This is a genomic window from Pseudomonas sp. NFACC02, assembly GCF_900110765.1.
Lineage (GTDB): Bacteria > Pseudomonadota > Gammaproteobacteria > Pseudomonadales > Pseudomonadaceae > Aquipseudomonas.
Genome location: NZ_FOEO01000024.1, coordinates 65,657 through 78,420, shown reverse-complemented (window position 1 = coordinate 78,420; position 12,764 = coordinate 65,657). Strand labels below are relative to the sequence as shown.

Annotated in this window: 12 protein-coding genes and 2 pseudogenes; 11 read left to right on the top strand and 3 right to left on the bottom strand. The window is 58.5% G+C overall.

Going from position 1 to position 12,764, the window contains the following annotated elements:
* Window positions 1-145 precede the first annotated feature (145 nt).
* Window positions 146-688, bottom strand: coding sequence for a cytochrome b (locus BMY73_RS18685; protein ID WP_092408922.1), 543 nt, complete (start codon window positions 686-688; stop codon window positions 146-148).
* 515 nt (window positions 689-1,203) lie between these two features.
* On the opposite strand from BMY73_RS18685, the gene BMY73_RS18680 reads away from it, so the two are divergent.
* The 11 genes from BMY73_RS18680 (at window position 1,204) to BMY73_RS18630 (ending at window position 11,474) form a co-directional block, all read left to right on the top strand.
* Window positions 1,204-2,445: a transaldolase family protein gene (locus BMY73_RS18680; RefSeq protein WP_062390801.1), complete on the top strand. Its 1,242-nt coding sequence runs from the start codon at window positions 1,204-1,206 to the stop codon at window positions 2,443-2,445.
* A complete protein-coding gene (locus BMY73_RS18675) occupies window positions 2,442-3,179 on the top strand; it encodes a sulfotransferase-like domain-containing protein (protein WP_092408920.1) in 738 nt (245 codons plus the stop codon). The genes BMY73_RS18680 and BMY73_RS18675 overlap by 4 nt, the downstream gene beginning before the upstream one ends.
* A complete protein-coding gene (locus tag BMY73_RS18670; RefSeq protein ID WP_092408918.1) occupies window positions 3,176-3,907 on the top strand; it encodes an SDR family NAD(P)-dependent oxidoreductase in 732 nt (243 codons plus the stop codon). Before BMY73_RS18675 ends, BMY73_RS18670 begins: the two co-directional genes overlap by 4 nt.
* Before the next feature lie 33 nt (window positions 3,908-3,940).
* Window positions 3,941-5,125, top strand: coding sequence for a hypothetical protein (locus BMY73_RS18665; RefSeq protein ID WP_092408916.1), 1,185 nt, complete (start codon window positions 3,941-3,943; stop codon window positions 5,123-5,125).
* Window positions 5,085-5,897, top strand: coding sequence for a class I SAM-dependent methyltransferase (locus BMY73_RS18660; protein WP_092408914.1), 813 nt, complete (start codon window positions 5,085-5,087; stop codon window positions 5,895-5,897). The genes BMY73_RS18665 and BMY73_RS18660 overlap by 41 nt, the downstream gene beginning before the upstream one ends.
* A 21-nt stretch (window positions 5,898-5,918) precedes the next feature.
* On the top strand, window positions 5,919-6,530 hold the full coding sequence (gene cysC, locus BMY73_RS18655) for an adenylyl-sulfate kinase (protein WP_256571214.1): 612 nt from the start codon (window positions 5,919-5,921) through the stop codon (window positions 6,528-6,530).
* Window positions 6,531-6,640: 110 nt separating this feature from the next.
* A complete protein-coding gene (locus BMY73_RS18650; protein ID WP_062390443.1) occupies window positions 6,641-7,288 on the top strand; it encodes a CGNR zinc finger domain-containing protein in 648 nt (215 codons plus the stop codon).
* A 226-nt stretch (window positions 7,289-7,514) separates the two neighbouring features.
* Window positions 7,515-8,432, top strand: a complete 918-nt coding sequence (locus BMY73_RS18645; RefSeq protein WP_092408912.1) for a DUF72 domain-containing protein — start codon at window positions 7,515-7,517, stop codon at window positions 8,430-8,432.
* Window positions 8,429-9,223 carry an endonuclease/exonuclease/phosphatase family protein gene (locus BMY73_RS18640; protein WP_371914989.1) on the top strand — a complete coding sequence of 265 codons (795 nt, stop codon included), beginning with the start codon at window positions 8,429-8,431 and terminating at the stop codon, window positions 9,221-9,223. The genes BMY73_RS18645 and BMY73_RS18640 overlap by 4 nt, the downstream gene beginning before the upstream one ends.
* A complete protein-coding gene (gene clsB / locus BMY73_RS18635) occupies window positions 9,220-10,470 on the top strand; it encodes a cardiolipin synthase ClsB (RefSeq protein ID WP_092408910.1) in 1,251 nt (416 codons plus the stop codon). Before BMY73_RS18640 ends, clsB begins: the two co-directional genes overlap by 4 nt.
* Window positions 10,467-11,474 carry a lysylphosphatidylglycerol synthase domain-containing protein gene (locus BMY73_RS18630; RefSeq protein WP_092408908.1) on the top strand — a complete coding sequence of 336 codons (1,008 nt, stop codon included), beginning with the start codon at window positions 10,467-10,469 and terminating at the stop codon, window positions 11,472-11,474. Before clsB ends, BMY73_RS18630 begins: the two co-directional genes overlap by 4 nt.
* Window positions 11,475-11,518: 44 nt before the next feature.
* Here BMY73_RS18630 and BMY73_RS28915 read toward each other — a convergent pair.
* A pseudogene (locus tag BMY73_RS28915) lies at window positions 11,519-11,950 on the bottom strand (methyl-accepting chemotaxis protein); the annotation flags it as partial.
* Between the two features lie 105 nt (window positions 11,951-12,055).
* Window positions 12,056-12,739: pseudogene (locus tag BMY73_RS28910) on the bottom strand (PAS domain-containing protein); the annotation flags it as partial.
* Window positions 12,740-12,764: the final 25 nt, after the last annotated feature.

The window sequence follows — 12,764 nt, the reverse complement described above, 5'->3', positions numbered from 1 at the left end:
AGCTGGGCACTTTTGGTTACTTTTGGTGCCTTTTCAAAAGTGACCCGCCGGAGGGGCGGAAAGGTGAATCGGCGCCACCCGAGAAAATGGATCTGCCCATCGAGTACGGCCCAGAGCGAGCTCGCTCTTGGGATTCGCTCCGCGGTTACACCATGCGCCGTACGGTGTTGTCCTTGCGCACGAAGTGATGCCAGACCGCAGCGACCACATGCAAGCCAATGACGTAGTAGAAGATCGTCCCCAGCAACACATGGTAGTGTTCCAGGGTTTCAGCCGTGTCCTTGGAGATATCGAAAGGCGCCGGGATCGCCAGCGAGGTCAAAGGAACCGGCAATGCGCCGCGTTCCAACAGGACCGTGAACAGCCCCAGCAACGGCTGCGCGAAAAGAAACGCATACAACGCATAATGCGACACCGTAGCGGCAAGCCGGAGAAAGCCTTCCAGCGGCGGAGTAATGTGGGGCGGTGCATGACGGTGCCGTTCTGCCACGCGGAAAAAAGCCATGATCAGCACCACGATCCCCACCCAGAAGTGCGATTGCACCACAAAGGTTCGCAGGTCAGTGCCTTTGGCGAACTGACTGCGACTGAGTATCAGGATGTACGCCAGGACGATCAGGGCAGCCATCACCCAATGGAACCAGCGAGCTCGGTAGCTGTAGCGTTCAGTATTCGATGGTACGGTCACGGTCAATTCCCTCGGTTTTTGATGTTCTGGCCTGATTTAAACAGGTCCGCGATAAGAACACGATGAGTGCCACAGGTTTCAGCAGGCCTGCGCATAGCGTCTTCAATTTCCGTGCCGCGTGCCTTTCGCAAGGGGGGACAGTTGGAACTGCGCTTTAAAGATCGTTAGTTCCTCATATAACGTGAATGATGCTCATAAGAACACTATGAGTGGTACGACGTTATACCTATAAACATCGAAACATTTCTTATTCGCTATTTAATGAGCGTATTCAAACGAGGGTATGAAAAGCGATCGTTTGGATTCGTGACCTTGGTCATATGATCAAGGTTTTTTATAATTATTCGTGATTGCTAAACCATCAAAACGGATTTGACAGGTCATCCCCTTGGATCCATCGTTACCCCCGGAAGGTTCAGATTTTCTGACTCTCAGTCTGATCGGACTGGCATTTTGCCTGGCGGGGCTGGGACCCTCTTCACCATCAATGGACACCTGCACACAGGACTCATCTCATGGAAGTCCCCGGATTCGCTCGCCTGTTGAAACAGAAAAATATGGATTCCGAAGTCTGGTGGGATTCTTCGCCGACCCTTTATGGCGCGTTTAAAGATCGAATGATTTTAAAGTACCCGAACATGTTTCATCTGATTGAGAGTTGGCTTCCCGATAACTTTTCAGCCAGTCAATCAGGTATCAGTGGGGCAACTACCAATCCGCGGCTGGTTGCACGCGCTGTGCTTGAAGATCCTCGGCGATGGCAAGCCTTTACCGATTGCTTTCGCCCGCAATTGGGGGAGGCCGAAAAAGCGCGTCAGCTCTACGACCATGTCATCCTGGAAGGCGCGCGGGAACTTCGCGCGTTATGGGACGCCACGCAACAACGTCAAGGCTGGTTGTCTGCACAGATCGAAGGCGGCGAACGTATGCACGAGCACCCGCTCGTCGCACGGGGACTGCAACTGGCCAGTCTGGCCCCCAACGTGATGATCAAAGTGCCGGGTAGCGAGCAAGGGTATCGGGCGATCGAGCAACTGGTCGCTCAGGGATGTTCGATCAACAACACATTCTGCTTCACCGTTTCGCAGTTTGTGGCCTGCCTCCAGGCCATCCACAGCGGTCGTCTGCGCGCACGCATGTCAGGTGTGAACACGGATCGGGCGCGCTATGTCATCACGTTCATGATAGGGCGACTGGGCGCTGAGCATGAATTTGAACGTCAGGCCTCACTGCAACGGCTGTGCCTGACGGCGGCGGACCGGCGTTGGGCGGAACTGGCTGTCTACCAGGCAATGCAGGCGCTATTGCGCCGTTGGCAGACACCGGCGCGCCTGCTCCTGTGCAGCCTCAAGGTCGACACGGATGGACGCGGACGCGAGCATTGCTGGCACCTGCAGCGCACGGGTGCGGACACGACCTTGTATACGCTGACGCCGGATATCCTGGAATTTCTCATCCGCCGTCAGCAGTGCAATCAGCCTGTGACGCCAGCCACTGAATGGGTGCAGGTCCCCCAGCGTGTCCTGAACCGTTTGATGGCGATTCCCTACTTCAATCAAGCCTACTTCGAAGGGGAGCTTGCGCCGACCCGATTCGCTCTTCATCCGGCCTTCGTCACGGCCAGCCACGACGCCCAGGAAGGCCAGGAGCGCCTGCTTGCGTTTGTAAAAGGCGCAGGCAACAGGTCGCCGCTTCCCGCCATGACACCCCTGAGCGATCGCGTCAGGAATGATGCGGCGATGGGGCGTGCGTCATGAACCGCATGATCGCGCTCTGGGCCCATCCGCGCTCGCGTTCCACGGTGCTGGAACGGGTATTCATCGAACGAGGGGATTTCGAGGTCTTCCACGAACCCTTCGCCTACATGGCCTTCGATAAGCATTCGGCCATTCCCCATGACAATCTGGAAGGTGATCTGCCGCGTAGCTACGAAGGGATCAAAGCTTTGTTGCGCAGTGCGCGGGAAAGGCGCCACGTTTTTCACAAGGACATGTGTTACCACTGCGTGGACGACCTGAAAGCGGACGCCGAATTCCTGCTTGAACAGCAGCATGTGTTCATCATTCGCGAGCCGGGGCGTGCCATCGTTTCGCACTTCGCGATGTTTGCCCAGATGCCCTTGCACGCTATCGGTCACAAGGCGCTGTACGAAATCTTCTGCCGGGTCACCAAGCTCACCGGCAAGATTCCGTATGTCATCAATGGTGATGTTCTGGCGAACCATCCGGAAGACACCTTGCGCCGACTCTGCGATCACTTGGAACTGGAATTCGTACCCGAGGCACTGCGTTGGACGCCGTCCTGCCCGCCGCAGTGGCAGGCCTGGCGCAGCTGGCACAAAGACGCCGAACGCAGCACGCACATTGTCGCGGCGACAAAGGATTTCGACGAGCGACAACTCACGTCCCGACCGCACCTGATGGGGTACTACCACGCCCACCGGCCGTTCTATGAACGCATGAATCAATTCACTCAGCAGGGACGCTCATGAAAAAAATCCTCATCACCGGCGCTGCCAACGGCATAGGCAGAGCGACGGCCATTGCTTGCGTGGAAGCCGGTTATAACGTCATTGCCGCCGACAAGGACAAACAGGGTTTGCGTGACCTTCAGAACATTCTGCCCTCTCATCGGCTGGAGGCCTATTTTGCCGACTTCTCAAAACCCGACACGTATCAGTCCTTCATCAGTGACCTTTACCAGCATGACGATCGCCTTGCATTGCAAGGCCTGGTGAATAACGCGGGCCTGTATCACGGCAAAAGTGTTTTCGAATACAGCGATGAGGAAATGGAAGAAATGTGGGCGGTGAACCTCAAATCGTTGATCTTCCTGTCAAGGGACTTCGCCCGTCACGAACTGCAAGCGCCGCACGCGCGCAGCATCGTCAACATCACGTCCGTGGCCGGTGAGGTCGGCAGCATGGATGCGCTCTATGGCGCCACCAAGGCCGGCGTCATCGGCCTGACCAAGGCCAACGCCTGGAATTTCGCGCCGCGCATACGCGTCAATGCCGTTTCGCCGGCGTTGATCCGCAATACTTCGATCCATGAACGGATCCCCGAACACCGGCGCAAGGAGTACGAGCGGCAGGAGGTGCTCAATACGCCGATTCAACCGGAGGGTGTCGCCGATGTGATCCTGTTTCTGCTGTCCGAACAGAGCCGCCACCTGACCGGCAAAGTCATCCCCGTGGATAACGGTGCTTACCCCCGTTGAGGCGGGGTCTGGATACTCAGGGAGTTTGGAATCATGCAACGGAAAAAATTGCTTATCGTGGGCGGCGGCAACCTGTGTCTGCAGGTCTTGCAAATCCTCGCGCCCCGCAATCTGTTCGACTTTCATGTGGCAAGCCGCAACCTGGAACAAGCGACCCGCTTGTGCAATCTGGTCAGGTTGGGCGCATTGCAACTGGACGTGGCGGTTTGTATTCAGGCATGGGAGATGGACCTGACGGAGTCGGCCATCGACCGCAACGCCGAAACGCTGTCCCGGATCAAACCGGATGTCATCCTTAACTGCGCGTCTTTGCAGTCCTGGCGGGTCATTACGCAACTGCCCAAGGCGTCGTTCGATGCTCTGGATCAAGCGCAGTTGGGCCCTTGGCTGCCGATGCACCTGGCGCCAGCCTACGCGTTGATGCGTGCGGTCAAACAATCCTGCCCCAAGAGCCTGGTGATCAACGCGGCGTTCCCCGACGCGGTCAACGCCGTGTTGTACAAGGTCGGGATGGCGCCGGATGTCGGCGTGGGGAATATCGCGAACCTGATTCCTGCCACGCGCTGCGCCATCGCCCGGCTTGGGCGGTGCGAGCCGTTGCAGGTCTGCGTCAAATTGATTGGCCAACACTTCTTCAGCCATTACGTGCCACGCCATGGTCTGCCGCAAGAGGCGAATTTCAACTTGTCTTACTGGATCGATGGCCGGGAACGCACTGACGAATTCAGTGCAGACGTGATCTTTCGCAGCGTGGCGGACAATTTCCGTCGCCTGGGCGGCGTCGATGGACAGTACCTGACGGCGATGTCAGCCATCACTGTCCTGAAAAACCTGTTCGCCGATGAAGAGGTGCATGTCCATGCGCCCGGGCCCCACGGCTTGCCGGGCGGTTACCCGGTGAAAGTCGGGATGGGCCAGGTGCTGCTAGGTCTGCCTTACGGGGTCAGGCGCGATGAAGCCATTCTGATCAATGAGGCCGGGCAACGACAGGACGGCATTCAGTCGATCCTGGCGGACGGCACCGTGCTGTTCGGGCGCGCGCAGATGAACGTGATGGAGCAAATGCTCGGCTACTTCGTAGCGGATATGAAGGTCCAGGACGCGGCCGAATGCGCCCATGAGCTAGGCCGCAAATATCAAGCGTTTGCGCTCAACATCAGCCAACAGGGAGTAAGCCATGTTCCCCAGCAACGCATCTTTGCCCGTCAGTTCGGCTGATTGCCCTGATCTGAACGGTGCCTGTCAGGCCTTGCCCCATCAAGCCTACACCGAGCAATACAACGCCGATTTTGTGAGTCGCTGGGACGAACTGATCGACTGGAACAAGCGCGCGGAGGGGGAGGGGGCATTCTTTTCGCAACTGCTGCTGAAGGCCGGCGCCTGCCGGATACTCGACGCCTCCTGCGGCAGCGGTTTTCATTCGGTGCAGCTTCGCCGCGCGGGGTTTGATGTGACGGCCAGCGATGGCAGTCCGACCATGGTCAGGCAGGCCAAGGCCAACTTTGCCCGTCACCAACTGCAGATTCCTGCGCTGTGTTGCGACTGGCACGCACTCGACCCTCGACAGCTGGGTATGTTTGATGCGGTGCTGTGCCTGGGCAGCTCCCTGTGCCATGTTTTCGAGGAAACCGAGCGTATCGCAGTGTTGAAGCGGTTCCGCCGACTCCTCAGACCGGGCGGCGTGTTGCTGGTTGATCAGCGTAATTTCCAGGCCATTCTCGCCGGGCAGTTCACGTCATCCGGGCGCTATTACTACTGCGGCAAAACCGCGAAGGTCACCTTGGGCGAGTTGCACGACTCTTTGTGCGAGTTCGTGTACACCTTTGCCGATGGCGCCTGCTATCGCTTGCGCGTGTTCCCCATTTTGCCGGGGCGGTTGCGAGCCGAAATGACAGCGGCCGGTTTTGAGGTGCAGCAAAGCTACGGCGATTTCAAACCTGTCTACGACCCGATGAGCGCCGACTTCATCATTCATCAGGCGCATGTTTAAGTCACACAAGGAGGTGTCCCCATGGATATGCAACGGCAACCGCAACCTTTGCATGGCAACCTGTTCGCCCACGACTTCAAGTCTGGCGCTGCGCCTGAGGGCCAACGCGCGTCCTGTGTGATCTGGCTGACAGGCCTGTCTGCGGCCGGAAAATCCACCATTGTCGACGGACTGAACCCGGTGTTGCAGGCACGCGGTCTCAAGACCTGCATCCTGGATGGCGACTCGTTGCGCAGTGGTTTGTGCCGGGACCTGGGGTTTACGGATCAGGACCGGGATGAAAACGTTCGACGTGTGGCGGAGGTCGCGGCATTGATGGCCGACGCCGGCCTGACGGTCATGGTGGCGCTCATTTCGCCAACCCGTGCCGCGCGGCATTACGCGCGTTCGATCATCGGCACTGAACGCTTCGTCGAGGTCTTCGTCGATGCGCCGCTGGCGGTCGCCGAAAACCGTGATCCCAAAGGTTTGTACCGGCGAGCCAGGGCGGGTGAAATTCGTGGCTTTACGGGCATCGATTCGGTGTACGAGCCTCCAGTGTTTCCGGAGGTGCATATTCGCAGCGATCAGGTCAGCGTGGCGGCAGCGGTGAAGGCGATTGACGATTGGTTACGTCATTCGCGAGGTTTTTGAGGCGCCAATTCCGCATGGTTTGAAGCGCATCGAACCAGGTTGTCAGAAAGTCCGGCGTGTTGGCCCATCTCTGCCATTATTGAAGCTTCTGCCAATGCTGGGGACGGGCCATGTCCATCGGTCAGTTGAAGATCAACGCTATCCGTCTGATCGGCGGGGTCAGTGTGCTTGATTTTCTGAATACGTGTGATGGTCGAAGGCCTGGCACGTCGCTGGTGGCGGTGGTGGACAAGCTCTCGAACCTTGAGGAGATCGTGCACTGGTTTCTTCACGCCGGGCTGATCGGCGAGGATGAGCACGCGCGGTGTGTGGACCTGGTGCAGCAGTCGTCCTGGCATTCACTGACGGCCTTCAAGCAGTTGATCGATTTCCGTGAGTCGCTTTATCGGTTGTTTCTGGCGATCGCTTCGGGAAATCCGGCAACGGCCGGCGAGCTTGATGCGTTGAACGAAGTGTTGGTTTCGACGGCTTCGCAGCGCGTATTGGTTTCAACGCCGGTCGGGGTCGTCTGGGCCTGGCGTCCATGCGACACGCTCGATGGGATGACCGCCGGGTTCATGGGGCGGATCGCGGTACAGGCAGCAACGTTGCTGACTTCACCCGACCTGGCGAAGCTCAAGCTGTGTGCATTGCCCGATTGCGATTGGTTGTTCGTGGACACGTCGAAGAATGGGCGTCGGCGGTGGTGCCAGATGAATGTGTGCGGAGCCAAGGAAAAGGCCCGGCGTTCGTACAAGAGCAACGTAGGCTGGCGCTAACGCGCTTCGCTGTCCTGATGCGTGTGCTTGATCGTTCCCACGCGGAGCGCTGGCACGATCGCAATGCGGCTCTGCTTTTTGATGATGGCCACCCCGAACCGCAAAAACGCGGTATCTGATCCCCCAGCAACAAAAACCAGGGAACCTGCCTGTTTCCCAAGCTTCTTATCTCTTGTTCAAGGCAGTCGCGACACCGGTCGTGGCGCAGAGCACAGAGAGCACTTGCATGAGCGATATCCGTATCGGCATCTCGGGCTGGCGCTACGTGCCGTGGCGCGGTGATTTCTACCCGGAAGGTCTGGTTCAGAAAAATGAACTCAAATTCGCCTCCAGAGCGGTGAACAGCATTGAAATCAATGGCTCGTTCTACTCCCTGCAGTCGCCGGATCTTTACGCGCGGTGGTATGGCGACACGCCCAAGGGCTTCGTTTTCAGCGTCAAAGGCCCTCGCTACATCACCCACGTCAGGCGTTTGAACGACATCGCAGAGCCCATGGCCAATTTCTTTGCCTCGGGCATCTTTCAACTCAGGGACAAGCTGGGCCCGATTCTCTGGCAGTTTCCACCCAGCTTCAAATTCGACGCCGAGAAATTCGAAGCATTTTTGCGGTTATTGCCCTTCGATGGCAAAGCGGCCAAGGCGTGTGCCAAACAGTGCGCCCCGCGCATGGAAAAGCCGGGTTATCTGGACATCCCGGCGAAAGCCAGACTGCGTCACGCCGTGGAGATACGTCATGAGAGTTTTGCCGTTGCCGAGTTCATCACGTTGCTGCGCAAGTACAACGTCGCGTTGGTGATCGCTGACACGGCAGGAAAATGGCCGTATCTGGAAGACCTCACCAGCGATTTCGTCTACCTGCGCCTGCACGGCGATAAGGCGCTGTACGCCAGCGGTTACAGCTCGAAGGCGCTCAAACGCTGGGGCGACCGTATCGAGGCGTGGCAGCAGGGATCGCAGCCTGAAGACGCGCATCTCACCGTCGCCAAATCGCCCCGTGCCCGCAAGTCGCGGGATGTCTACTGCTATTTCGACAACGACATCAAGGTCAGGGCGCCTTATGACGCCCGTTCGTTGCTGGAGCGTTTTGGCCTGACCGCCGACCTGGAAGTCGCCCCTGGCGATCTGCAAGGAGTGAAGTTTTGACCAGTGCCCTGATTCCCGAAGGCATCGCCAACCGCCGGCAAAAGGCTTCAACCGAGGTCACGCTCAACGTGCTGACGATGAACATGCACATGGGCTTCGGTTTCCTCAACCGACGCTTCATCCTCCCGGAATTACGCGATGCGGTGCGCAGCGTGTCGGCGGACGTGGTGTTCCTGCAGGAGGTGCATGGCGAGCAGCAGAACCATGCACAGAAGGTGAAGAACTGGCCGACGACCTCGCAGTACGAGTTTCTCGCCGACAGCATGTGGAACGATTTCGCCTACGGTCGTAATGCGGTGTACCCCCACGGTCATCATGGCAATGCGTTGTTGTCGAAATATCCGATCGTTCGTCATGAAAACCTCGACATTTCGATCCTTGGCACCGAAGAACGAGGCTTGCTGCATTGCGTGTTGCAGGTCCCGGGTTTTGGCGAGGTCCACGCCATTTGCGTGCACCTCGGACTCAAGGAGATGCACCGTCAACAGCAGCTGTCGTTAATGGCGGAGCTGGTGTCGCGCTTGCCGCAGGACGCGCCGGTGATCATTGCCGGGGATTTCAACGACTGGCGGCAGAAGGCCGACGCTGTCTTACAGCCGACCGGTTTGCGTGAAGTGTTCGTCGAATCGTTCGGCGCCCCGGCCAAGAGTTTTCCGGCGCGCTTCCCGTTGCTGCGTCTGGACCGTATTTATGTGCGCAATGCCCGTCCCCGGGCGCCCAGGGTGCTGTCGAACCGACCCTGGTCGCACCTTTCCGATCATGCGCCGTTGGCGGTGGAGGTCACACTATGAAGGCGTTCCATGATCAATGTGGTATCTGGCAAGACGGCAATTCCGTGGAACTGCTGATCAATGGCGAGGATTTCTTCACCAGCGTCTTTGAGCACATTCGCGCGGCGCGGCGCGAGGTGTTGATCGAGACGTTCATCATTTTCGAAGACCGCATCGGGGAAGGCTTGCAGCAAGCGGTGATCGAGGCGGCCAGCCGCGGTGTGCGCGTGGTGATTACGGTCGATGACTATGGCACCAGCGACCTGAGCACGGCGTTCGTGCAGAAAATGGTCAGCGCGGGTGTGCAGATTCAGTTGTTCGATCCGCGCCCGAAATTCATGGGCATGCGCACCAACCTGTTTCGCCGGCTGCACCGCAAAGTGGTGGTGATCGATGCCGAACTGGCGTTCATGGGGGGCATCAATTACAGCGTGGATCACATGTCCGACACCGGCGTGACTGCCAAACAGGATTACGCGGTGCTGGTGCGCGGCCCTATCGTTGCCGACATTTATCGCTCGACGCTGGGCATGCTTGGGCCTGCGCTGCGTGGCTCCTTCGCGCCGCTCAAAGCGGTCACCCGCCAGGCAGGAAGCGCGCGCATGCTGCTGGCCGAGCGTGACAATCGCCAGCACACCACCGACATTGAAGAGCAATACCTGTTGGCCATGCGCGGCGCTACCCAACGCATTACCATCGCCAACGCCTATTTTTTCCCCAGCTACCGGTTTCTGCGCGAGCTGCGCAATGCCGCGCGCCGTGGCGTCAAGGTCACGCTGATCCTGCAAGGCCAGCCGGACATGCCGTTCGTGCGCATGTGCTCGCGCCTGACGTACACCTGGCTGCTGCGCGAAGGTGTGGTGATCCATGAGTACAAGCAGCGCGCGCTGCACGGCAAGGTCGCATTGATCGACCATGAATGGTCCACGGTGGGCTCCAGTAACCTTGATCCGCTGAGCCTGGCGTTGAATCTGGAAGCGAACCTGTTCATCCGCGACCACGCGCTGAACCAGCAACTGCACGAGCATCTCAAGGAGTTGGCTGCTGCCCACAGCAAGCAGGCCAGCCTGAAAGGTCTGGCGAAAGGACAGTGGTGGCGGGCGCCCATGATTTTCTTGAGCTTCCACTTTCTGCGGCATTTTCCGGCGATTGCCGGTCTGTTTCCGGTACACGGACCGCGCTTGAAACCCGTGCGCGCGCCGGACGTGATTCCTCAAGCGAGCGAACTCAAGCGCGAGCTGTCGCCTGATCAGGAGAAAACGCTATGAACGGAGTTTCGCAAGCGTCCGCCGGGCAAGACAAAACGTCCGCGCCGGGCAAGCACAAGGTCTGGCTGACGTGGGCCAAGCGTGGATTCACGGTGTTTTTTTTCATTGCCGTGCCGGTTTTGCTGTTCATGCTGGTCAGAAATCTCGACTGGAATGAGGTGGCGCACGCCCTGGAGTCATATAAGGCAAGCACACTGGCGCTCGGTTTTGTCGTCGCTGCTGGCAGCTACCTGACCTACTGCGGATTCGATGTCCTGGCACGACGTTACACCGAACACAAGCTGTCAGTGACGCAGATCGTCCCGGTGACCTTCGTCTGTTATGCCTTCAACCTGAACCTGAGTTCCTGGGTCGGCGGCATCGCACTGCGTTATCGGTTGTATTCGCGCCTCGGGCTCGATGTGCCGACCATCACCCGGATTCTGAGCCTGAGCCTGGTCACCAACTGGCTGGGTTACATGCTGCTCGCGGGGTTTGTATTTGCTGGCGGGTTCATTGACCTGCCCGCAGGCTGGAAGATCGGCGATACCACACTGCAACTGATCGGCTTCGTATTGTTGGCCCTGTGCTTCGGGTATTTCCTGGCGTGCCGGTTTTCAAAACGCCGGAGCTGGACGATTCGCAAGCAGAAACTGGTGCTGCCGTCGCTCAATCAGGCACTGCGGCAGGCGTTGCTGGGGGCATTGAACTGGGGGCTGATGGCGTTGTTGATCTTCATACTGCTGCCGGAAAAGGCCTTCTACCCGGCGGTGCTGGGGATTCTGTTGATCAGCAGCATCGCCGGTGTCATCGCGCACATTCCAGCGGGGCTCGGGGTGCTGGAAACCGTGTTCATTACCCTGATGCAGCACCAGTTCAGCAAGGGTCAGTTACTGGCAGCGCTGATTGGTTACCGGGTCATCTACTTTCTGATCCCGTTGATGTTGGCGGTGGTGGTGTATCTGGTGCTGGAGAAACGCGCCAAGGCCCTGCGCAGCAAGAATGAAGCGCGCAACGCCCGTTGAGCGCTTGTAGGTGCAGGGTAAAGGCATCTAGAGGCGTGGGGTTTTCAATTGGCCCCTGCGAAGATCCGCACCGCATCCACAGCATCATTGGTGCCGTTACTGATCTGCACGATCGCCGAGCCCGCCTGATCGGCCAGCTCCACCCCTTTAGCCGCATTGGTGCGGGTGTTGTCCATGCTCATGATCGCCTGACGGGTTTCGGTCTGGATCAACTGGATCATCTCGGAAATCTCCTGCGTCGAGCGACTGGTACGCCCGGCCAGTTGGCGCACCTCGTCGGCGACCACGGCGAACCCTCGACCCTGATCACCGGCCCTTGCGGCTTCGATGGCGGCGTTGAGGGCCAGCAGGTTGGTCTGATCGGCGATGCCGTGGATGGTGTTGACGATGGTCGTGATCTGCTCCGACCGTTCGCCCAGTTGGCCGATGATGCGCGACGAGTCGTCGATGTTGCGCGAGATCTGGCGCATCTCGCTGGCCGCCTGTTGAATCACCTGAGTGCCTTGTTCGGCGACTTTCTGCGTCTGCACGGAGATGTGATAGGCCTGCGCCGCGCTGTGGGAATCCTGCTCATGTTTCTCGATGCGCGCGGTGACGTCTGAGGCAAATTTGACGACTTTCAGCAGCTTGCCGCAGGCGTCGTACACCGGGTTATAGGAAGCCTCGAGCCACACCGTCCGACCGTGCTTGCCGACGCGTTTGAACTGACCGCTGAAAAATTCCCCCTTGTTCAACTGGCGCCAGAAGTCCTGATACTCCGGACTGCTGGTGAGTTCGGAGGGGCAAAGCATCTTGTGGTGCTTGCCCAGCAACTCCTGGCGGCTGTAACCGAGCAGGCGTAACAGGTTATCGTTGGCGCCAATGATGCGGCCTTCCAGGTCGAACTCGATCACGGCCATCGCACGGTCGATTGCCTGCAATTTGTTGCGGGTCTCACTCTCCGACTGTAGCTTTTGAGTGACGTCCAACGCGTATTTGACGATCTTCACCACCGTCCCGTTGGCATCCCTGATCGGGTTATAGCTCGCCTCCAGCCAGACCGTGCTGCCGTTGCCCGCCACGCGCTGAAAGGTCGCCGACACGAATTCGCCATTGCGCAGTCGGGACCACAACTGCGCGTACTCGGCGCTACGTACATGTTCGGGGGTGCAGAACATGCTATGCGCTTTCCCGATCACCTGTTCGGGGCGATAACGGAGGGTGGTGCAAAAGTTATCGTTGACGCTGAGCACGATGCCATTGACATCGAACTCCACACTGGCCATGGAGCGGTTGATGGCTTCCAGCAGA